The 22,555-nt window shown below is 34.2% G+C and carries 19 protein-coding genes and 1 pseudogene; 11 read left to right on the top strand and 9 right to left on the bottom strand.

The annotated features are described in order from the left end of the window. Both J3495_RS19555 and J3495_RS16175 read right to left on the bottom strand, forming a co-directional pair. A pseudogene (locus tag J3495_RS19555) lies at positions 1-161 on the bottom strand (IS982 family transposase); the annotation flags it as partial. A 311-nt stretch (positions 162-472) separates the two neighbouring features. Then, positions 473-727: a type B 50S ribosomal protein L31 gene (locus J3495_RS16175; protein ID WP_210667578.1), complete on the bottom strand. Its 255-nt coding sequence runs from the start codon at positions 725-727 to the stop codon at positions 473-475. A gap of 243 nt (positions 728-970) precedes the next feature. On the opposite strand from J3495_RS16175, the gene J3495_RS16170 reads away from it, so the two are divergent. The 5 genes from J3495_RS16170 to J3495_RS16150 all read left to right on the top strand — a co-directional run bounded on the left by J3495_RS16170 (position 971) and on the right by J3495_RS16150 (position 7,073). After that, on the top strand, positions 971-1,504 hold the full coding sequence (locus tag J3495_RS16170) for a DUF4199 domain-containing protein (RefSeq protein ID WP_210667577.1): 534 nt from the start codon (positions 971-973) through the stop codon (positions 1,502-1,504). 20 nt (positions 1,505-1,524) lie between these two features. Further along, the gene (locus tag J3495_RS16165) at positions 1,525-2,481 is read left to right on the top strand and encodes a glycosyltransferase family 2 protein (RefSeq protein ID WP_210667576.1); all 957 of its coding nucleotides are present in this window, start codon (positions 1,525-1,527) and stop codon (positions 2,479-2,481) included. Between the two features lie 138 nt (positions 2,482-2,619). Next, positions 2,620-4,347 carry a phospho-sugar mutase gene (locus tag J3495_RS16160; RefSeq protein WP_210667575.1) on the top strand — a complete coding sequence of 576 codons (1,728 nt, stop codon included), beginning with the start codon at positions 2,620-2,622 and terminating at the stop codon, positions 4,345-4,347. A gap of 76 nt (positions 4,348-4,423) precedes the next feature. Beyond that, complete coding sequence (locus J3495_RS16155; protein WP_210667574.1) at positions 4,424-6,253, top strand: ABC transporter ATP-binding protein; 1,830 nt, start codon at positions 4,424-4,426, stop codon at positions 6,251-6,253. Positions 6,254-6,371: 118 nt separating this feature from the next. Next, positions 6,372-7,073 carry a hypothetical protein gene (locus J3495_RS16150; protein ID WP_210667573.1) on the top strand — a complete coding sequence of 234 codons (702 nt, stop codon included), beginning with the start codon at positions 6,372-6,374 and terminating at the stop codon, positions 7,071-7,073. A gap of 119 nt (positions 7,074-7,192) precedes the next feature. On the opposite strand, the gene J3495_RS16145 is transcribed toward J3495_RS16150, so the two are convergent. The 4 genes from J3495_RS16145 to J3495_RS16130 form a co-directional block, all read right to left on the bottom strand. After that, complete coding sequence (locus J3495_RS16145) at positions 7,193-7,915, bottom strand: CREC-EF hand family protein (RefSeq protein WP_210667572.1); 723 nt, start codon at positions 7,913-7,915, stop codon at positions 7,193-7,195. A gap of 45 nt (positions 7,916-7,960) precedes the next feature. Beyond that, the gene (locus J3495_RS16140) at positions 7,961-8,587 is read right to left on the bottom strand and encodes a hypothetical protein (RefSeq protein ID WP_210667571.1); all 627 of its coding nucleotides are present in this window, start codon (positions 8,585-8,587) and stop codon (positions 7,961-7,963) included. Next, the gene (locus J3495_RS16135; RefSeq protein WP_210667580.1) at positions 8,588-10,996 is read right to left on the bottom strand and encodes a TonB-dependent receptor; all 2,409 of its coding nucleotides are present in this window, start codon (positions 10,994-10,996) and stop codon (positions 8,588-8,590) included. It abuts the gene before it with no gap. Positions 10,997-11,064: 68 nt separating this feature from the next. Continuing rightward, complete coding sequence (locus tag J3495_RS16130) at positions 11,065-12,762, bottom strand: M23 family metallopeptidase (RefSeq protein ID WP_210667570.1); 1,698 nt, start codon at positions 12,760-12,762, stop codon at positions 11,065-11,067. Positions 12,763-12,940: 178 nt separating this feature from the next. On the opposite strand from J3495_RS16130, the gene J3495_RS16125 reads away from it, so the two are divergent. The 3 genes from J3495_RS16125 (at position 12,941) to rny (ending at position 15,301) form a co-directional block, all read left to right on the top strand. After that, on the top strand, positions 12,941-13,231 hold the full coding sequence (locus tag J3495_RS16125; RefSeq protein ID WP_210667569.1) for a hypothetical protein: 291 nt from the start codon (positions 12,941-12,943) through the stop codon (positions 13,229-13,231). 4 nt (positions 13,232-13,235) lie between these two features. Next, a complete protein-coding gene (locus J3495_RS16120) occupies positions 13,236-13,529 on the top strand; it encodes a cell division protein ZapA (protein ID WP_210667568.1) in 294 nt (97 codons plus the stop codon). 209 nt (positions 13,530-13,738) lie between these two features. Beyond that, positions 13,739-15,301: a ribonuclease Y gene (gene rny, locus J3495_RS16115; protein ID WP_210667567.1), complete on the top strand. Its 1,563-nt coding sequence runs from the start codon at positions 13,739-13,741 to the stop codon at positions 15,299-15,301. Positions 15,302-15,359: 58 nt separating this feature from the next. Here the strand turns inward: rny and J3495_RS16110 are convergent, their stop codons facing one another. The 3 genes from J3495_RS16110 to J3495_RS16100 all read right to left on the bottom strand — a co-directional run bounded on the left by J3495_RS16110 (position 15,360) and on the right by J3495_RS16100 (position 18,535). Further along, positions 15,360-16,883 carry a sensor histidine kinase gene (locus J3495_RS16110; RefSeq protein WP_210667566.1) on the bottom strand — a complete coding sequence of 508 codons (1,524 nt, stop codon included), beginning with the start codon at positions 16,881-16,883 and terminating at the stop codon, positions 15,360-15,362. Positions 16,884-16,993: 110 nt separating this feature from the next. Further along, complete coding sequence (xerD, locus tag J3495_RS16105) at positions 16,994-17,890, bottom strand: site-specific tyrosine recombinase XerD (RefSeq protein WP_210667579.1); 897 nt, start codon at positions 17,888-17,890, stop codon at positions 16,994-16,996. Between the two features lie 81 nt (positions 17,891-17,971). Further along, positions 17,972-18,535, bottom strand: coding sequence for a porin family protein (locus tag J3495_RS16100; RefSeq protein ID WP_210667565.1), 564 nt, complete (start codon positions 18,533-18,535; stop codon positions 17,972-17,974). A gap of 272 nt (positions 18,536-18,807) precedes the next feature. Between J3495_RS16100 and J3495_RS16095 the strand changes: the two genes are divergently transcribed. From J3495_RS16095 to J3495_RS16085, 3 genes are all read left to right on the top strand, one after another. Further along, positions 18,808-19,350, top strand: coding sequence for a porin family protein (locus J3495_RS16095; RefSeq protein ID WP_210667564.1), 543 nt, complete (start codon positions 18,808-18,810; stop codon positions 19,348-19,350). Between the two features lie 70 nt (positions 19,351-19,420). Further along, positions 19,421-19,840 (top strand): type II 3-dehydroquinate dehydratase, encoded by a 420-nt coding sequence (gene aroQ / locus J3495_RS16090; RefSeq protein WP_210667563.1) that lies wholly within the window; start codon positions 19,421-19,423, stop codon positions 19,838-19,840. Between the two features lie 65 nt (positions 19,841-19,905). After that, complete coding sequence (locus J3495_RS16085) at positions 19,906-22,395, top strand: DUF5686 and carboxypeptidase regulatory-like domain-containing protein (protein WP_210667562.1); 2,490 nt, start codon at positions 19,906-19,908, stop codon at positions 22,393-22,395. Positions 22,396-22,555 lie beyond the last annotated feature (160 nt).

The following is a 22,555-nucleotide window of genomic DNA, read 5'->3' as shown; positions in this document are numbered from 1 at the left end:
GCTGAGCAATGATTGCCATAAAAACTTGTAGAGGAAACAATTGCCGTTAAGATAATTTCACTATCACAAACTTGTCTTCTAACATCATCTACATGATTAATTCCTTGCAAAATATCATCTATTAAACGAAAAATTGATATAATTTTGTCTTTACAAAGCATTGGTGAGGTTTATTGGTTCGCAAAACAAATTTACTAAACCTCTGCTTTGTTTTTTATACTATAGAAACTAGCAACTTGAATTAATTATTTAACCGCAAGGCGCGCAAAGATTTTTGCTATTGTATTTTTATAAAAAAGACAAAGTTCGCAAAGCTAGATCGACACAAAGCTTTGCGAACTTTATGTTTTTCAAACATACTACCAGATAAAAAATCTTTGCGCGCCTTGCGGTTAAATTTTAAAAACATATAAAATTGTCCATAAAAAAAGCCTCCCGAATGGAAGGCTTTAGTATAGTAAGCAGCGAGCTATTATTTTTTAGCAAGCTTAGCATATTTAGTTTTGAATTTATCAATACGTCCTGCAGTATCGATAAGTTTAGATTTACCAGTATAAAAAGGGTGAGATGTTCTAGAAATCTCCATTTTTACAACCGGATACTCTACTCCGTCTACTTCAATTGTTTCTCTAGTATCTGCAGTAGATTTAGTAATAAATACATCGTCATTTGACATGTCTTTAAATGCAACTAATCTGTAATTTTCTGGGTGAATTCCTTTTTTCATCTTTCTTTTTATTTATTGTTTAGAGCATTTATATTTTGAAGCTTTTCCGTGGTTAGAAAAAGGTGTAAACAGCACTACTCTTTTTTTGTTTAAAAATTTAATTATTTTTGAGTGTGCAAATTTACAATTATTTTTTAATAAACAAATCTTTGTATCACTTTTTTTAATTAAAATCGAAAAGCATTTTTTACCGTTCTATATATTGGGAATTGCTATATTTGTAGATTAATAAATTTTATTATTATGGATAAAAATATATCTCCTGCCAAGTCAGGAATTTTGTATGGTGTTTTGTTCGGTGTCATAATGGTTTTAGAATTTGTCGTTATGTATGTGATTGGCATGAAATCATTAATGAACTCAAGTGCGGGAATGATTGTCAACATTGCTAATTATTTGGTTTTACCTATCATATTTATATATTTAGGTTGCAACCATTACAAAAAAGATATCAATAACGGATTTATATCTTTTTCTGAATCCTTAAAAACCGGAGTTTCGATAACGGTTGTAGCTGCTTTAATTTACGCTATTTTCAATTTGATTTTTAACCTTATATTTCCTGAATTTATTAATGAAATGTTGGAAATTACCCGAGATGGAATGATTGCCAAAAACCCACAAGTAAGTGCAAAAGAATTAGAAATGGGTCTTGGCATGGTCAAAAAATTCATGAATCCGTTTATTGTTTTTCCGGCAACACTTGTTATGTATTCCTTTTTCGGCCTGATATATTCCTTAATCATCGGAGCCATCGTCAAAAATGACAAACCTTAAAAGTTTATAATAAAAAATAAATGAATTTATCTATACTTATCCCGCTTCTCAACGAAGAGGAATCACTGCAAGAACTTTATTCTTGGATTATTAAGGTGATGCAATCTAATAATTACTCTTATGAAATCATCTTTGTTGATGATGGAAGTACAGACAATTCTTGGACTATTATTGAAGGTTTTTCTAATGAAAATTCGAATGTAAAAGGCATTCGTTTTATGAAGAATTTTGGTAAATCTCAGGCTTTACACGCTGGTTTTGCCAAAGCAAAAGGCGATGTTATTATAACAATGGATGCCGATTTGCAAGACAGTCCGGACGAAATTCCGGGATTGTATGAAATGATTACCGATCAAAAATTTGATTTGGTTTCGGGTTGGAAAAAAAAGCGTTACGACTCTGTTGTTGCAAAGAACCTTCCTTCTAAATTATTTAATTGGGCAGCACGAAAAACATCAGGAGTTGAATTGAATGATTTTAATTGCGGCTTAAAAGCGTACAAAAATACTGTTGTAAAAAACATAGAAGTTTCGGGCGAAATGCACCGATACATTCCGGTTTTGGCAAAAAATGCAGGCTTTAATAAAATTGGAGAAAAAGTGGTGATTCATCAGGCCCGTAAATATGGTGAGACCAAATTTGGGATGGAGCGATTCATCAACGGTTTTCTTGACTTGATTACAATTTGGTTTTTATCGAGATTCGGAAAAAGACCGATGCATTTATTTGGTGCGATGGGCTCGTTGATGTTTATCATAGGATTTTTATTAGCTGGTTATATTGGAGTTTCAAAATTGTACCACATGTACAACGGAATGAGATACAGCCTGGTAACCAGTAATCCTTGGTTTTTTATTGCACTCACCACCATGATTTTGGGAACTCAGTTGTTTCTGGCGGGATTTTTGGGCGAAATTATTTTACGAACTAAAAATAACGAAGAACGCTATAAAGTATCTCGAGAAGTTAATTTTTAATACAAAAGCCCTAGCCCTGATGGAAGCGATATCCTTTTTCTGGCTTTTTTCAGACAGAAAAAGATAAAGCGGACAGCAGGAAATAGCTCCTAAATACCACAATTATTTTTTTTATTTTAATTGTAAAAAATATAGAATATGAATATTGAAGCTCCGATTTTGAATGCTGTAAATGAATGGTTAACACCAACATTTGATAAAGAAACACAAGATGCCGTTAAGGAATTAATGACTACATCGCCCAAGGAACTAGAGGAAAGTTTTTATAAAAATCTGGAATTTGGAACTGGCGGAATGCGAGGCGTCATGGGCGTTGGGAACAACAGAATTAACAAATATACGCTCGGGAAAAACACACAAGGTCTTTCGGATTATTTGCATGAAGTTTTTCCGAATCAGCCCATAAAGGTGGTGATCGCGTATGATTGTCGCCATAATAGTAATACCTTGGCAAAAGTGGTGGCTGATGTTTTTTCTGCCAACGGAATTCAGGTGTATTTATTCTCTGATTTGAGACCTACTCCAGAGCTGTCTTTTGCGCTAAAATACCTAGATTGCCAATGCGGAATCGTACTTACAGCATCGCATAACCCACCAGAATACAACGGATATAAAGTATATTGGGAAGACGGCGGACAAATTGTCCCTCCGGAAGATGCCGCGATTATTAAGGTTATTGAAAGCTTAAACTACGATAAAATAAAATTTAATGCGAACGAAAGTTTAATTAAATATATTGATACCGAAATTGATAAAGCGTTTGTAAAATCCTCTATCGAAAATGCCAGTTTTAATACACCAGCTGCCGCGAAAGAAAACTTACAGGTTGTCTTTACTTCTTTGCACGGCACCTCGATAAAATCGATTCCGGACACTTTATCTCAGGCGGGTTACACCAAAGTACATATCGTGCCTGAACAAGCCATACCCAATGGTGATTTCCCAACAGTTAAATCACCGAATCCAGAAGAACCGGAAGCCCTGACTATGGCATTGGCTCTGGCCGATAAAACCAATTCTGATATTGTGGTAGGAACTGATCCTGACTGCGATCGTTTGGGTGTTGCGGTAAGAAATAACGAAGGCAAAATGATTTTGCTTAACGGAAATCAGACCATGATTTTGATGACTGCTTTTTTATTGAAACAATGGAAAAAAGCCGGAAAAATTAACGGAAAACAATTTGTGGGCTCTACCATTGTTTCGACTCCGATGATGATGGAATTAGCAACAAGCTACGGTGTAGAATGCAAAGTAGGCCTGACCGGTTTTAAATGGATTGCCAAAATGATTAAAGATTTTCCTGAACTGCAATTTATTGGTGGTGGCGAAGAAAGTTTTGGTTTTATGGTTGGTGACGCAGTAAGAGACAAAGATGCTGTTGCCGCTACCCTATTGATCTGCGAGGTTGCTGCTCAAGCAAAAGCTGCCGGAAGCTCTGTTTATAAAGAGCTTTTGCAATTGTATGTAGAAAATGGTTTCTACAAAGAATATTTGGTTTCGCTAACCAAAAAAGGAATCGAAGGCTTGGAAGAAATCAACCAGATGATGATTGATTTACGCCAAAATCCTTTGAAAGAAATTAGTGGACAACGCGTAATAATGGTAGAAGATTATCAATCGTCTATCGCTTTGAATTTATTGACCGGCGAAGAATCTATAATGGATATTCCGAAATCGAATGTATTAATTTATTATACTGAAGACGGTTCGAAAATTTGCGCAAGACCAAGCGGTACCGAACCAAAAATTAAATTCTATATTAGTGTCAATGCCGAGTTGGATTCGGTAGAGCATTTTGACGAAGCAGAAAGTTTCTTAGATAATAAAATACAAAATATCATTGCAGGAATGCAATTGAATTAAGACAATAAAAAATATATTTTTCATAAACCCGACATGTTTTAAACATTGTCGGGTTTTAATGATAAAAACGACCTAAATGAGTAATTTCAAAAAAATAGTTCCTTTTATATATCCATATAAAAAATACGCATTCTTAAACATTTTTTTCAATGTTTTGTATGCGCTTTTCAGTACGCTTTCGTTTATGGCACTGATTCCGATGCTTCAGGTTATATTTGATAAAACAAAGAAGAATTATACAATGCCAACTTACGAAGGAATTACACATATAAAAGATTATGGCGAAAATTATCTAAGTTATTATATCACAAAAAACACAGATCCTAGCAATCCTGGTTTTGTACTTTCGGTAATGGTTACGCTGATTATTTCTATATTTTTATTAAAAAATTTGGCTGATTATTTAGCGATGTTTTTCATTACTTTTTTGCGAAATGGCGTTTTAAGAGATATGCGAAATGCATTATATAAAAAAACACTGGAATTGCCTCTAGCATTTTATTCTGAAAAAAGAAAAGGTGATGTTATTTCAAGAATTTCTGCTGATGTGAATGAAGTTCAAACTTCATTTTTAGCGATTTTAGAACTTATCGTAAAAGAACCTTTAACTATTATTTTTACGATAATTGCCATGCTTTTAATCAGCGTTAAACTTACTTTATTTGTATTCATTTTTATTCCTATTTCCGGGTATGTTATATCACTGATCGGAAAGCAACTTAAAAAACAATCAAGCAAAGCACAACAGGAACAAGGGACTTTTTTATCTACCATAGAAGAAACTATTGGAGGCTTGAAAGTAGTAAAAGGGTACAATTCTGAAAACTATTTTAATAAAGTATTCCAAAACTCTACAGAACGCTTTTTTGCGTTGTCTAATAGTATCGGAAATCGTCAAAACTTAGCATCACCCGCAAGTGAGTTTATGGGAATAACGGTTATTGCGGTATTATTATGGTATGGAGGGCAAATGGTTTTGATTGAAAAAACACTTGACGGACCCTCATTTATTGCTTACATGGGATTGGCCTATAATATTTTGACACCTGCAAAAGCAATTTCTAAAGCTTCTTATGGTGTCAAAAGAGGAAATGCAGCAGCCGATCGCGTTCTGGAGATTCTAGATCAGGAAAATCCTATTCAAAGCAAAACAGATGCTATCGAAAAAACAGGTTTTGAGCACGAGATTACGATTCAAAACATCAATTTTAAGTATGAAGAAGAAACTGTTTTAAAAGACTTTTCACTTCAAATCAAAAAAGGACAAACTGTTGCACTTGTGGGGCAATCCGGAAGCGGAAAAAGTACCATTGCCAATCTACTGACTCGTTTTTATGATGTGAATGACGGAACCATTTCGATTGACGGCATTAATATCAAAGACATGAATTTGCAGTCGCTTCGAGGTTTGATGGGACTGGTTACACAAGACAGTATTTTGTTTAATGACACAATCAAAGCCAATATCGCCTTAGGAAAATTGGATGCTTCCGATGAAGAAATTCTCGAAGCGCTGAAAATCGCGAATGCTTACGAATTTGTAAAAGATTTGCCTTTGGGCATCTACACCAATATTGGCGATAGCGGAAATAAACTTTCGGGTGGTCAAAAACAACGTTTATCGATTGCTCGAGCGGTACTAAAAAATCCTCCGATTATGATTTTGGATGAAGCAACATCTGCATTAGACACCGAAAGCGAAAAATTTGTACAGGTGGCTCTTGAAAACATGATGCAAAACAGAACTTCGATCGTCATTGCGCACCGTTTGTCTACCATTCAAAAAGCAGATATTATTGTGGTCATGCAAAAAGGAAAAATCGTTGAAAAAGGAACACATGACGAATTGATTGCGCATAACGGCACCTACAACAAACTGGTTACGATGCAGTCATTCGAATCATAAATAAAATTTTAATCACAGATTACAAGATTAACGCAGATTAATTTTTTAACGAAATAAAAATCATTTTAATCCTGTAATCTGTGGCTTGTTTTTTTAAACATCCATTAAATCGACAAAAATGTATCTTAACAATCCAAACATAAAATTGCCAGAAGATCAAGATACAGTAGTTTGGAAGTATTTGGATTTGTCAAAATTCCTGGATTTATTACTGTCTAAGAAATTATTCATGTCCCGTTCTGACAAATTTGAGGATCAATATGAAGGTACTTTTAGTGAACCTACTTTTGAGGAAATTAAAAAGCTAGCAAAAGACAATCCCGACTTTCTTAATTATTACAAAACGCATCGCGAAAAAGTAGCGGTGAGCAGTTGGCATATCAACGAGTACGAATCGTTTGCAATGTGGCAAATATTTACCCAAAATAGCGAAGGTTTGGCGATTCAGTCTACGATTGGAAGGCTACAAAAAGCATTAAATCCCGAGAATAATTTTGATCAATATATTGGCGAAGTCAACTACATTGACTACAAAAAAGAATACATTCCGTTTGATGATTTGTTTTTTCCGTTTTTGTTTAAGCGAAAAAGTTTTCAGTACGAGCGTGAACTCCGCATTATTACTGATACTTCTAAAAGCAATCTAAAACTAAATGATGGTCTAAAAATAAACGTCGACCTCAATCAGTTAATTGAGAAAATTTACATTCATCCCAAATCTGAAAACTGGTACAAAAAATTGGTGATCGAACTGGTGGAACAACTTGGTTTTGGGTTTGAGATCGAGAAATCAGATCTGGAAAGCGATATTTTAATCTAAGGTTCTAAGTTGCTAAGATACTAAGTTTTTTTGCCACAGATTACTGAGATTAAAAGGATTTATTTTATTTAGAAAGATTTAAAAAAAATCTCAGAATCTCAGAACCTTAGCATCTTAGATCAGATTGGTTTATAATTTTTAACCTCCCATTTTTTAGCAGTCAAATCGATATAATTATAATGCAACACATCGTTTTTATCAAACTGCCCATTTTGGTTGGTGTCTTCAATAGTTCTAAAATACAAGCGGCTTTTAGACTCGATCAAACTCCAATCTACCAATTCTTCTAAGTCGGTTGACACTTTCGTGAAATTTTGCCCGCTAATATCACTAAGGTACAACGTTTTGATATCTCCGGTATCTATTTTGCCGTCTTTATTGGTGTCAGAATCGGTCAAGGTATACACCATTATTTTATTTTGCGTTTTATCGGCAACCGCTTTTAAATAAGTCGCTGTTAAAATTAGAATTGGCTTGTCAGACAAAGGTCGAATAGAGTCTGAATTTACCTCCTGAAATTTTAGATTTTGCAAATAACCCGTGATTTCATATTCCCCTAAATTCGAAATTGTAAAACTCACATCATTAACACTTGAAGAGCCATATCGCGACTTTGATCCTTTTTCGAAAACGCGTAAATCACCAACCGGATGGATCAAATAATTCGTTCCTTCCATCTGAATGGGCAAATCTGCTACTTCTATCTGCGTAGAATCAGTTTTAACAGCTACATTTACTTTACTCGAACCATCATAAATTACTTTTGGTTTCTGAACTTCGTCTTTGCAACTCATTAAGGTTCCAACGATTACTAGGGCTATATATTTAAAATAATTTTTCATTGACAAAATTCTATTAGAATATCAAATATAGTATTTTTGATTGTATTATTTGTTTTTATTGAATTTTACTAGAGCGAAGATATTGAGAAGTGCAATTCCGAGATAGCCTAGAAAAAGAATCCATTGTTCTTTGAAAAAAGAAACTTGAAAAACATGAAGTTCTTTTTTTTGATTTTCTTCTTCTATTCTAAGTGTATTTTCTCTTGTATTTGCCATAGTTCCACAAATAAACCCGTGTTTCTTTTTCGGCTTTGCATGTGCGAATGCATACATATTGTCTGAAAACAATGCCCAAACAGGCATTTTTTCTTCAACCATTATATCCATTACACTGACAAAAGTATCATAATCTGTTTTTGATCCGAAATGAATTTTAGCTCCATTTATACTATCAAATCTTTTCACTAAATCACGGGTGAAGAATCTCAATTCGTTTAACTGTTGTTTCTGTTTTGATTTCTTTTCGTTAAAACTAAAAGTCTTATATTTTCTTAAATCTTCAACTTTATATTTTTCAAAATCTTCTTTATCAGGAATGCCGAATTCCAAAGAACCATAAACCTTAAAAGCATCAACTTTATAAAAATAATAAAGACACATAAAAGGAATAAAAATCAAAGAAATCATTCCCGGAACGTAAAAAATTTTCCTTCTTTTAAGTTTTTTATCCATTTACAACCTTGCGTTCAGTTTTAAATTAAAAACTCTCGAAGTCATGTAATTCGGAATGGCATATTGATTTTTAGAATACACATCACGCACCCATGTATTGGTTATCGCATTTTGATTGTTAAACAAATTGAAAATCTCTAAACCTAATGACAATTCCTTGAAGTTTTTCAGCCAATTGGCTTTGGCTACTTTTGTATTGGTATCTACAAAAACTTTAGAAAAGCCAACATCTACTCTACGATAATCATTCAGTCGGTTTTGATATAAATAGGGATCAGAGTATGAGGGTGAACCTCCTGGTAAACCAGTATTGTAAACCAAATTTAGATATAACTTTACACTCGGAATGTTCGGCATATAATCCTGAAACAACATCGCAAACTTCAACCTTTGATCGGTTGGACGCGCTATAAATCCCTTATTTTGGTAATTTTCTTCCGTTTTTAAATAGCCAAAACTAATCCACGATTCAGTTCCGGGAACAAACTCACCATTCAATCTAAAGTCAAGTCCTTGTGCGTATGCTTTTGCATTATTATCTGCTACGTAACGAATGCGCACATTGTCGATAGAATAGGTATTGACATCTGTAAGCGATTTATAATAAAGCTCTGTAACCCATTTAAAAGGGCGGTCCCACATCTTAAAACTATAATCATTGCTCAGCACAAAATGAACAGATTGCTGCGCTTTTACATTAGGATTCACAACTCCTTCAGCATCCCGAAGTTCTCTGTAAAAAGGAGGCTGATAGTACAATCCTCCCGAAACTCTAAAAACCATATCCTTTTCCCAATCGGGTTTGATGGCAAATTGCGCACGCGGACTAAAAACCGCTTGATTTTTGCCTTCTACGGCAGCACCACTCACCTGCCAGCTCTGAAAACGAGCACCGATAGTGTACCAAATCTGATTGGAACCCAAATCTCCTTTATTGCTCCACTGAGTGAAACCCGAAAATCGATTGATTGTATTAAAATTAGTCGCACGAATATCCTGATAAGGCAAAAGCGGCCCAGTATAAGGCACATCGGGCTGATTATTTCGGGGCAAAACGATAATTGGCGGATTTATAGAAAACCCTGCCGAATCAATTACTTCCCACTCGACTATTCGGTCACGAATGGATTCTCGGGTATATTTTAAACCAAATTCTAACTCACTATTTTGCCATTCTTTAAAACCTTTGATTTCAATATTGGCAATCAAAGCATCTAAATCGTTTCGCGCATGATTAAGCTGAGAACCTATTCCACGTGTAAAATCTACATCATCAGGATTTGTTGTCCCATCCGGATTTACATTACCTAAACGATATTGCGCCAAAATATCAAAATGTTCTTGTTCGGTTGTATGAAATAGGGAACTTATCAGCTTCAAATTAAAACTTTGCGATACCTTGTAAATGGTTTTAAAAGCACCAAAATAAGTATCGTACTGATCTTTTTCCTGACCTTCATAATATACGGCAAGCGCCATTGGCTGGTCTATTGTTCCAAATTTTGTTTCCCGGGTTAGAGGACGATACAAATATTTATTTTGCGAAATATTCCCTAAAAAACTCATTTGCCATTTCTCTGAAATATCGTAATTTATATTCGTCTGAATATCTGCAAAAGTTGGCGTGTAATTGGTTTGCGTATCCTGACTGTTTACCAAAAGGCTATTATTTCGATAGCGAACACCTGTTACGGCAGACCATTTTTTATTTTTAGAAACGGCATCAACTGCAAAGCTTCCGCCAAGAAAACTTGCTTCGAGAACAGCTCCAAATTGGGTTGGTTTTCTGTATGTAATGTCTAAAACCGAAGACAATTTATCGCCAAATTTGGCCGAAAATCCTCCCGCAGAAAAATCTATATTTTGTACCAAATCAGTATTTGTAAAACTCAGACCTTCTTGCTGCCCTGACCTTATTAAGAAAGGACGATAGACTTCAATTTCGTTTACATACACTAAATTCTCATCATAATTTCCCCCGCGAACGGCATACTGCGTACTCAATTCGTTATTAGAATTTACACCCGGTAATGTTTTAAGGATATTCTCGATTCCGGCGTTGGCACCCGGAATTTTTCTGATGGTTTCTGAATTGATAATCGTGATGCCTTGTACGCGTTTTTTGTTTCGAGAACTTACAAAAACTTCGCCCATTTGTTCTTCTGATCCACTCATTACGGGATTAAAAACAAACGTTTCATTTGGCTTTAAAGTAACCGTTAAGGTCATCATTTTTAATGAAATATGTGTAAAAACCAAAACTGTTTTTTTATTCGAAGCCACTTCAATTTCAAAAAAACCCTTCGCATCTGATTGCGAAACATTTCCGGAACAGGAAATATTAACATCAGTTACCGGATGATTTTCAATATCTAAAATAACTCCTTTTACACGAGCATTTTGCGCCATCGAAAAATAACCAATGCCTAAAAAAAGGAAAACAAAAAGTAACTTATTATTATTCAATCTTTATGATTTTATTTTTGTTGACTTCTAAAAAAATGAGTCTCAAAGATAGCAGAATTACCCATATTATCGACCACTTCAATTTTTAAATCATTAGCCCCTTCCGCCAATAAAGTATCATCAAATTTATGGGTGATTTTTCTCGTTTTATTATCATATTCAAACAAAATCCAGTTTCCATTTAGATATCCGTTATACGATTTTATCCCTGACAAATTATCATTAATTATAAATTGAATCGTTTTCATCTCCGAAATCCATTTGTCCTGAATCGGTTTTAGTATTTTTATTGTAGGAGCAATTGTATCGATCGCCAAACCATATTGTCCTAAAATTTTAGATTTAGTTGAAAAAACACCATTTTTTTGTGTCGTCGAATAATAGCTGATACTATTTCCCGTAAATTCTCCGATGAAGACTTTCTCGCGTTGCGCCGCTGTGTAAGAAGTGCTATCCTGAATGGTTATGGTAAAATTAGAATGCGCCGGAACCGTATCGTCGTGAATGTAAATTCGGTTATTTTTTACATCAAAATTCATTTTAAAATCATTATAAAATGTGCCTGCAGGAAAAAAGACCGACATGTTGTCCTTTTCAAAATTAGCATCTTTGTCTGAACGAATAAAATACGGCGCCGTTTCATTTTCAGCCTTGACGATTGGTGAAAGATTATCAAACTCTACAGGAATTGTTACCGAATTTTGATTGCCAAAATAATCCGAAACTTCAACTCGGTAAGTCGAACTTAAATTTGGAACCACAGGAATTTCCCCATGCAGCGAATCTGTTTTGATAATGCTCAGGGCAAAAGGCTTTTCCATAAAAAGTTTCTGAATGCGCTGACCGGATTTTTTGTATTTTGAATAATCTATAAAAGCATTAATATACCTCATTTCATCAAAAGAATAGGTGTTGAAAGTGTATTGATAATTCTGGCTTCCGTTTAAAAAAGCGGTCACATTATAAACACCATTTTTATTAAAGGAAACATCATCAAAATCGACCGTATTGATTCCAAAACCAATTGCTCCGTTGGCTTTTACTTTATTGGCAAGATACGTTCCGTCTTTTTGAAGAGAAAGATTCAGCAGTAAAGGTAGTTTTGACTGATTTACGACGGTATTTTTTAGTGGATAAACGTATAAACTCGAAATAGTTGGTTTTTTGGTATCTTTTAATTCTTTATCAAACCCAAAAAATAGCGGATTGATTATAAATTCGGTTTTAGAATCACGAAATTCGAAATGCAAATGCGGGCCTTCAGAAGAACCCGTATTGCCGGAAAGCGCAATTATTTGTCCTTTTGTCACGGGCAACTCATCAGGTTTTGGAAACAACTCTATCTCGAAAGCTTTTTCTTTATAATGGTTTTTTTGAACATAATCCTTAATGGCGCCAACCGGATTCTGCAAGTGTCCGTATACAGAAGTATAACCGTTTGGGTGCGTAATATAAATGCATTTACCGTTTCCGAAAGTAGAAATTTTTATTCTCGAAACATAGCCATCCGCCACAGCGTAAACATTTAAGCCTTCTCTTTGATTGGTTTTTAAGTCGAAACCAGCATGAAAATGATTTGGTCTAAGTTCTCCAAAATTTCCAGAAAGCTGCATCGGAATATCAAGCGGTGAACGGAAATAATCTTTAGGATATTCTGTCTGCGAAAAAATGAAATTGCAAAATAACAAGGAAAAAATAGTCAGTTTCATGGGTAAGCTTTTTGCTAAGATAAAAAATAAGACCCAAAAAAGCTTAAAAAATCGATAAAAATACAATTGTTTGAATTTCATTTATTTATCTATTTTTAATGTAAAAAAATCGATAAAAAATTGCATTAATAAAAAGGAATACTAACTTTGTATGATTAAGTAATGAATAGGATTTATAATGAGTGTAATTGCCGAAATAATTGATACTCTTGAATATAAAGTCGAAAAACTTTTTTCGAAAATAAAAGGTTTAGAGAAAAACAATCAAGACTTACGATTAGAACTCACCAAAGCTGCGCAAATTATCCAGAAACAATCTGAAGAAATTGAGGCTTTGCAAAAGCAATATGATACACTTAAAATAGCCAATTCGTTACTGGGCAGTGACAATAATAAGAGAGAGACAAAGCTTAAGATAAATTCATTAATTCGCGAAATTGATTACTGTATAGCGCAATTATCAGATTAGACACATGGACGGAAAGCTAAGAATCAAAATATCAATTGCAGACAGAGTCTATCCGCTCACGGTTGAACCCAATCAGGAAGAAGGACTGCGAAGTGCTTCAAAAAAAATTGATGCTATGATCAAGCAATTCGAGGAGAATTATGCTGTTCGTGACAAACAGGATGTGTTGGCGATGTGTGCCTTACAATTTGCTTCGCAAGTAGAACAAAAACAAATTGACAGCGCAGTTGATGGAGTAGCAACCATTGACAGAATTAAAAGATTAAATTCGCTTTTAGATCAATATCTCGAAAATTAAACGTTCTTTACAGCAACTAAGATACTGCCTACATTAGTTCATTTTTTGGTAAACTCAACACTAACAATTTAGAATGAGCGAATCATCACTACTATAGCATGCCCTGCTTTGGCAAGGAAACTTGAACAGTGAGTTAGCTCAAAACTTGTCTTTACGAGTTTATTCAAGCAATTAATGTAGGCTTTTTTTATATATAAATTTTAACAAACATGGACATTATAACGATCATTATTTCAGGTATAATAGGTATTGCAGGAGGTTTTGGAATAGCTAAAATTATCGAAAAAAGCAATATTTCAAACTTAATAAAAAACGCAAAAAAGGAAGCAGCGTCAATTTTAAAAGATGCCAATTTAGAAGCCGAAAACATCAAAAAAGATAAAATACTTCAGGCAAAAGAGCGTTTTATCGAACTAAAATCAGAGCACGAACAAGTAATTTTAGCGAGAGACAAAAAAGTAGCAGAAGTAGAAAAGAGAGTACGTGACAAGGAATCACAAATTTCGAATGAACTTTCGAAAGCTAAAAAAGTAAACGACGATTTTGAAGCTAAAACACAGGAATACAACAACAAAATTGAAGTTTTAGACAAAAAACAGGCCGAAGTTGATAAATTACACAAAAGCCAATTACAGCAATTAGAAGTTATTTCGGGATTATCTGCAGAAGAAGCAAAAGAGCAATTGGTAGAAGGTTTGAAAGCCGAAGCCAAAAGTAAAGCAATGTCGCATATTCAGGATACTATTGAAGAAGCAAAATTGACTGCACAACAGGAAGCTAAGAAAATTATCATTAATACGATACAAAGAGTTGGAACGGAAGAAGCGGTTGAAAACTGTGTTTCTGTATTCAATATTGAGTCTGACGATGTAAAAGGTAGAATTATTGGTCGTGAAGGTCGTAACATTAGAGCTCTTGAAGCTGCAACAGGGGTAGAAATCATTGTAGATGATACACCTGAGGCTATTATTCTTTCTTGTTTTGATCCGGTTCGTAGAGAAATTGCTCGTTTGTCTTTACACAAATTAGTGACAGACGGCCGTATTCACCCTGCAAGAATTGAAGAGGTTGTGGCAAAAACAGCCAAACAAATTGACGATGAGATTATTGAAGTTGGAAAACGCACCGTTATCGACTTAGGAATTCACGGATTACATCCTGAATTGATAAAAGTTGTGGGTAGAATGAAATACCGTTCTTCTTACGGACAAAACTTACTACAACACTCAAGAGAGGTTTCTAAGCTTTGTGGTATCATGGCCGCCGAATTAGGATTGAATGTAAAACTGGCAAAAAGAGCTGGTTTACTTCACGATATTGGTAAAGTTCCGGATACAGAAAGTGATTTGCCTCACGCTTTATTAGGGATGCAATGGGCAGAGAAATATGGTGAAAAAGAAGAAGTTTGCAATGCAATTGGAGCACACCACGATGAGATTGAAATGAAATCATTATTGTCTCCTATTATTCAGGTTTGTGATGCTATTTCGGGAGCGAGACCAGGCGCAAGACGTCAGGTTTTAGATTCTTACATTCAGCGTTTAAAAGATCTTGAAGAAGTTGCTTATGGATTCAACGGAGTTAAAAATGCTTATGCAATTCAGGCTGGTAGAGAATTACGTGTCATTGTAGAAAGCGAAAAAGTTTCTGATGAAAACGCCGCCAATTTATCTTTTGAAATTTCACAAAAAATTCAAACAGAAATGACTTATCCAGGTCAGGTAAAAGTTACGGTAATTAGAGAAACAAGAGCAGTAAATATTGCGAAATAATTCCTTCTTTATAAACAAAAAAAGCTGTCGATTGACAGCTTTTTTTGTTTTAAGAATTTTAGAGATCATCAAAAATAATTTTAAAAGTGGTTCCAACTCCTACTTCGCTCTCCACTGAGACACTGGCTTTCATCGCATCGAGTTGGTTTTTAATGATGTACAAACCCAAACCCCTTGCGTCTTCGTGTTTATGAAATGTCTTATACATTCCGAAAAGTAAATCGCCATAGACATTCAAATCTATCCCCAGTCCATTGTCTTTTATTTTTAAGGCTTTATGACCATCTGATTCTATCGAAAACTCAAAAATAATAATAGGATCCCGCTGAGGATGTGCATATTTTAGAGCATTTGTAGCAAAATTTAACAACACACTCTCGAGATAAGCGGGATTAAAATCAATAAAAACATATTCAGGTACATTATTTATAACGGTAAATTTATTTTCATGATTCTCAAAACCCGTGATAGCCGTAATGGTTCTGCTTATATACTCATGCAAGTTTAGCGACTTTACTATAATATTGATATTGGTTTGCGTTTTTACAATTTGCGCCAGATCTGAAATAGTATCGTTTAAACTATTAGAAATCGTTCGTAGATGGAGCAACATTTCATCTACGTTTTCTTTCTTCTGATCGGCGTCTATAAAGTCTAAAATCGATTTTATATTACCTGCCTGTGTTAGTAAATTATGCGAAACAATATGCGAAAAATTGAGTAAGCGACTGTTTTGATCGCTGTACAACTTCATGGTTTTTAAAAGTTCGAGTTCTTTTTCTTTTTGAGCCGAAACATCCGTATGAGTACCAATAACACGTAAAGGCGATCCGCTGGAATCCCTTTCGATTACCTTACCGCGATCCAAAATCCATTTGTATTTTCCGTTGGAAGTCATTACACGATGATAATTTTCATAAAACGGAATTTTATTATCAAAATGTTCGTGAATGTCGGCATAATATTTATTCAAATCATCTGGATGCACAATCTTATCCCAACGCTCGGGATTATCCATTACATCAGCAGAATCTAACTCTAAAATCTTCAGCGAAAGCGAAGAATAGAAAACATCATTGGTAACCAAATTCCAATCCCAAATTCCGGCCGTAGAAGCTTCAAGCGCAAATTTAAATCGTTCTTCAGAAATTTTAAGCTGCAATTCATGTTCCTTTAAATCACTTACATCCGAAACATGACCTAGAAAAACAACACTATCTTCAGCAGTCTTTTCGGGCGTGGCCATTATCTTAAACCATCTTAATCCTTTCTGCGGCAAGACCACTCTAAACTCCATTTCCCATGTTACCAACTCTTTTTTTGAGGCTAGAAAACTATCAAAAAAACGTTGTTTATCAAGATGAAAAATTCTTCCGTGAAGCATCAGTTCGGTATTTTTTAAGAAGTCTTCATCATTCAATTCAAAAATTTCCCTTACCGATTTACTGACGAAAGGAAGAGAGTAATTAAAGTTGGAATCGACTACCAACTGGAAAAAAAAATAGGGAATCTGAGCAAATAATTTTTTATAAAAGTTATTTGCTTTCACACAGTCATCATTTTCATTTAAATCAAAAGCCATATTTATGGAATAAATTATCAATCTTCAGGACCTAAAACAATCAGCAATACATTCAATAAAGGGTTATTATTACAAATAAATTAATACGAAATATAGTATAAATATACACATTATTTTCTAGGATGAAAATTATTGACGATATCTTTTAAAAAACGCCGGTCTAAATGTACATAGATTTCTGTTGTTGTAATAGATTCATGCCCTAACATTAACTGAATAGACCGCAAATCGGCACCATTTTCGAGCAAATGTGTTGCGAAGGAATGGCGTAACGTATGTGGACTAATATTTTTATTTAAATTGATTTTGGATGCCAAATCTTTGATGATCGTAAAAATCATTGCCCTTGTAAGCTGATTGCCTCTGCGGTTTAAAAACAAAGTATCCTCGGCGCCTTTTTTAATAGTTTGATGTATTCTGACCGTTTTTCGGTAAAGCTCAATATAGTGCTGAGTTTGCATACCAATAGGCACAAATCGTTCTTTATTTCCTTTTCCTGTCACTTTTATAAAACCTTCATCAAAAAATAAATCTGATATTTTTAGGGCTATCAACTCCGAGACACGAAGGCCGCAACCGTATAAAGTTTCCATCATAGCGCGATTTCGCTCTCCTTCATTCGAGCTTAAATCAATTGCCTCAATAAGTCGGTCAATTTCTTCAACCGATAAGGTATCAGGAAGTTTTCTACCTGTTTTAGGGCTTTCTACCAGCTCCAACGGATTATCAATTCTATAATCTTCGAAAACCAGATAATTAAAAAAACTTTTTAGCCCAGAAATGATTCTGGCCTGCGACCGAGGATTCACCTCTTTGGCAACGGCATAGATAAAGTCCTGAAGAGTTTCCTCTTTAATTTTTACAGGCGAAACCTCGATTTGATTGGTTTCTAAAAAAACACAAAGCCGTTCAATATCAAAACTATAATTCTCGATCGTATTTTTAGACAAACCTCTCTCGATTCGCAAATACGATTGATAGTCTTTTATATAGGTGTACCAGTTCATGCTTGCAAAGTAAAACATTTTGGCACAAAAAAACCTTCCGAATTAGGGAAGGTTTTTGAATCTAATTTGAATCTGAGAAGATTAAAATTTATACGCTGCAGTCAAAGCCAAAACATTGTTGGTATATCTGTCATCATAATAGTATCCGTCATTATATCTGTCATTGTCGTAAACACTAGACAAACCAACTGTGTAGCGAATACCTACAGAGAAATTTTGAGTAAAATTATATCCTCCACCAATATTAAAAGAGGCATCTACAGTACGCTCATCGTCAATATTCTTGCTAGAAACTAACAATCCAATCTGAGGACCTGCTTCAACACTAAAAGTTTTAGTAATGTAATATTTTGCCAAAACTGGAATATTTATGTAATTTAAATTTACAGTATAATCGGCAGCATTACCATAATTATCAATTCTAGCACCTTGTGTAGAAAACAAAAGTTCCGGCTGAACAAATAATTTTTTCCAAACATTGATTTCTGCAAAACCTCCTAATTGAAAACCAACCAGAGCTTCAGCGTTTTCAGCGTTGCCAATTGTCGCGATGTTCAATCCGCCTTTTATTCCAAATCTAGTACTTTGTGCATTCGCAAATGCAAAGGAAATTACTGCAACTGCAGTCAAAATAATTCTTTTCATTACAATTTTTTTTGGGGTTACAAAGGCCAAATATAACACCATTCTCTTTAAAGAATAATTTGTTTTTTTAGAAATAAAGCAGTAAATAAGCAAAATTAAGTCCCGAAAATAGCCATACATTATCATTATATAGATTAAAAAGGTATATGCTGATTTAATAAAAAACAGTGATTATGTTTGTTTTTTAACAAATCTGAACTCATTAGAAGACAATAAAATTACAATTCTATAGTTTTTAATGATAACAAGTTTAATCAAAAAAAACAAAATTTATGAAAAAGATACTATTAGCAGCAGTATTATTGGTAGCAACATCTGCAACCCTGCAAGCGCAGTTTTTAAGAATTGGAGTTAAAGGAGGAGTAAATTTTGCAAATTTTTCCGGAACAGAAATTCAGACCGATGCTATAACCAGCTATCATGGCGGTTTGGTAGCCGAATTAAAAATTTTGGACAGATTTGCGATCCAGCCGGAACTTTTGTACAACACACAAGGTGCAGAATACAAAAGTGCTTTGGGGGATTTTAAAAACGAATTAGGTTACATATCAATTCCGGTAATGGCAAAGATTTATTTAACTGATTCTTTTAGTCTTGAAGCAGGACCGCAAGCATCCTTTTTGGTAAGCGAAAAAAACGATTTTGATGTTGAAGATTCCAATACTTTTGATTTTGCTGTAAACGCAGGTTTAGGTTTTAAAATAACAAAAAGTTTATTTGTTCAGGGACGTTATAGCATAGGATTGACAGAAGTTTCAAAAAATGCTGATGCCAAAAACTCTGTTTTTTCAGTATCTGCGGGATTTTTATTCTAAAAAAAACATATAGTTTTATAAAAGCCGTTCTAATTAGGACGGTTTTTTTATTTTTACAAAAATTATTTTTATGAGAATTGCAATTATCAACGGTCCCAATTTAAATCTTCTTGGAAAAAGAGAACCCGAAGTATATGGAAATCAGAATTTTGAAGATTATTTTGAAAGCCTGCAAAAGAAATTTATGAATGCAGAGCTCGCCTACTTTCAAAGCAATATTGAGGGCGAATTGATCGGCAAAATTCAGGAATATGGTTTTTCATACGACGGAATTATTCTCAATGCGGGCGCATACACACATACTTCTATAGGTTTAGGTGACGCTATAAAAGCCATTACAACACCAGTAATAGAAGTTCATATCTCGAATACGTATGCACGCGAAAGCTTCAGACACCAATCGTATTTGTCTGGAAATGCAAAAGGCGTGATTCTGGGTTTTGGATTAAAAAGTTATGAATTAGCCATTCAATCCTTTTTTCTGGTTTGATTTTTAACAAATTTTTAATAACCACACCACTAACTTATCCTATTTTTGTGAGAGAAAAAACTTTCATGAAAAAACACTACCTACTAGCCCTTTTATTTTTTTCGATTTCGCATTTTTCCCAAATTAAAGGGACTATTACAGACGAAAAAGGAAACCCGCTTCCTTTTGTTTCTGTTTTTGAAGAAAACACCTATAGCAGCACTACATCAAACGAGCAGGGAGTTTATCAGTTGAACGTAAAAAAACTTGGGCAAAATAAAATTATTTTTCAATATTTAGGTTTCAAAACTCAAAAAATAGATGTTGCTCCAGAAGCGAAAGCTCTGACCTTGAATGTAAAAATGCAGGAAGAAAGTTTTACGCTAAACGAAGTAATTATCGATCCTAAAAACAATCCGGCTAACGCCATTATAAAAAGTGCTATCGCCAACAGAAAAGAAAATTCTGAAAAAACAGCCCGATATACGGCCGATTTTTATTCGAAGGGAATGTTTAAAGTCAAAGATTTACCTAAAAAACTCTTTGGACAAAAAGTCGATCTTGGTGCAGATATGGCTTCTAATCTCGACTCTACCGGAACGGGAATTTTATATTTATCAGAAACTTTATCAAAAATTACTTTTGAAAAACCGAACAAAATAAAAGAGAAAATTATAGCTTCGAAAATTTCCGGAAACAACAGAGGTTACAGCTACAATACAGCCAGTTTATCAACTTATGATTTTTATGACAATACTTTAGAGTTTAGCATTAATATTATCTCGCCAATAGCTTTTAATGCCTTTAATTATTACACCTATACACTTGAAGGTACTTTTTTTGATGAAAATAATCAGCAAATTAACAAAATAAAGGTCAAACCGAAACGTGATAAAGAACCCGTTTTTGAGGGCTATATTTATATTGTCGAGGATAGTTTTGCTATTTATGCCGTAGATGTAGACATACCAGGCTACAGAATGAAGCAGGAATTTACCGAAAAAATGAATCTTAAACAGACTTTTACCTACAATCAGAAAAATAAAATTTGGTCTAAAAACTCCCAAACCTTAGCTTTTAATGCAGGTGCGTTTGGTATTAAATTTTCGGGACAATTTAATTATATCTATTCTAATTATGAATTTCCAAGTTCTTTTGAGAAGAAGACTTTTGGCAACGAAATTGTGGCTTTTGAATTAAATGCCAACAAAAAAGACGATTCGTTCTGGAATGAAATTCGCCCTATACCTTTGACAATCGAAGAAAGCACTGATTATGTCAAAAAAGACAGCCTGCTTACGATTCGTAAATCGCAAAAATATATTGATTCGGTTGATGCCAAAAACAATAAATTTAAAATTTTGGATATCATGATGGGATATGATTACAAAAACACTTTCAAAAGTCGTTCTTTTGAATACAAAGGCTTACTTGATCTTACTTCGGCAAGTTTCAACACTGTTCAGGGGCTCAATATCGGTAGTGGTTTTACTTTCAAAAAATGGAATGAAGAAAACGGAAAAAGCACCACTATAAATACTGATGTTAATTATGGTTTTTCTGAGGAACGCTTACGTGTTACAGGAAATTTTACACATCGATTTAATAGCATCAATTATGCAACACTTTCGGTTTCCGGAGGGACAAAAGTGGCACAGTTTAACAGCGCCAACCCCATCAGTAAATTAATCAATTCTGTAAGTTCTTTATTTTTTAAAGACAATTATATGAAGCTTTACAACTTAGAATTTGGCCAAATAAACTATGTCCAGGACATTGCAAATGGTGTAAATCTGAATGCAAAACTTGGTTACGAGCAGCGCAAACCTTTATTCAACACCACTGATTATTCTTTCTTTAAGAGAGACGACAGCTACTCTTCTAACAATCCTTTGGCACCAAATGATTTTACTACTCCAGCTTTTGAAAAACACAATTTATTTAAAGCTACTTTAAATGCTAGAATTAATTTTGGAAACAAGTACATCTCGAGACCTGATGGCAGGTATAATTTTAAAGATGATAAATATCCAACGGTACTATTGGCCTTTGAAAAAGCATTTGCAGGAAGTGAAAAAAAATATGAATTTGAACGCATTGGCGCTGCTGTACAATACGATTTACCAATTGGAAACAAAGGAATTTTAGGAATGAATTTTAAGGCCGGAAAGTTCTTTAATGCTGAGAATATTTCGTTTATAGATTACAGACATTTTAACGGAAACCAAACGCATATTGGTCAGGCAGATCGTTATCTGAATGTTTTTAATCTAATGCCATATTACAGTAACAGCACCAATAAAAGTTATTTTGAAGCACATTTGGAGCACAATGACCAAGGTTTTATTATGAATAAAATTCCGTTATTGAACCTTTTAAAGTCGACTATGAATATTGGTTTTCATGCTCTGGCGATCCCAGACAGAAAACCGTATTCTGAATTTACAATCGGTTTGGATAACTTAGGATTTGGAAAATTTAAATTATTCAGATTGGATTATGTTCATTCTTACCAAAGCGGCATCCAGCAAAATGGAATTGTTTTTGGAATTAAGATTTTGAATGTTTTAGATTAAGGAAGAAGGTACTAAGTCGCTTAGGTTCTGAGTTACTAAGCGAGTCTTTTTTTTATTTATCCTCTCCCTAAGTATAAAAAATTGAAAACCCTAAAACTTTCCATTACCTGAGATTGGGTTAGGGATAGAAGCGGTATCCTTTTGCTTTTTTCTTTAAAAA

Origin of the sequence: Flavobacterium geliluteum, assembly GCF_017948595.1 — a bacterium.
In the GTDB taxonomy this organism is placed as follows: domain Bacteria; phylum Bacteroidota; class Bacteroidia; order Flavobacteriales; family Flavobacteriaceae; genus Flavobacterium; species Flavobacterium flavipigmentatum.
The sequence above is the reverse complement of the archived record's forward strand: the minus strand, read 5'-3'. Positions and strand labels throughout refer to the sequence as shown.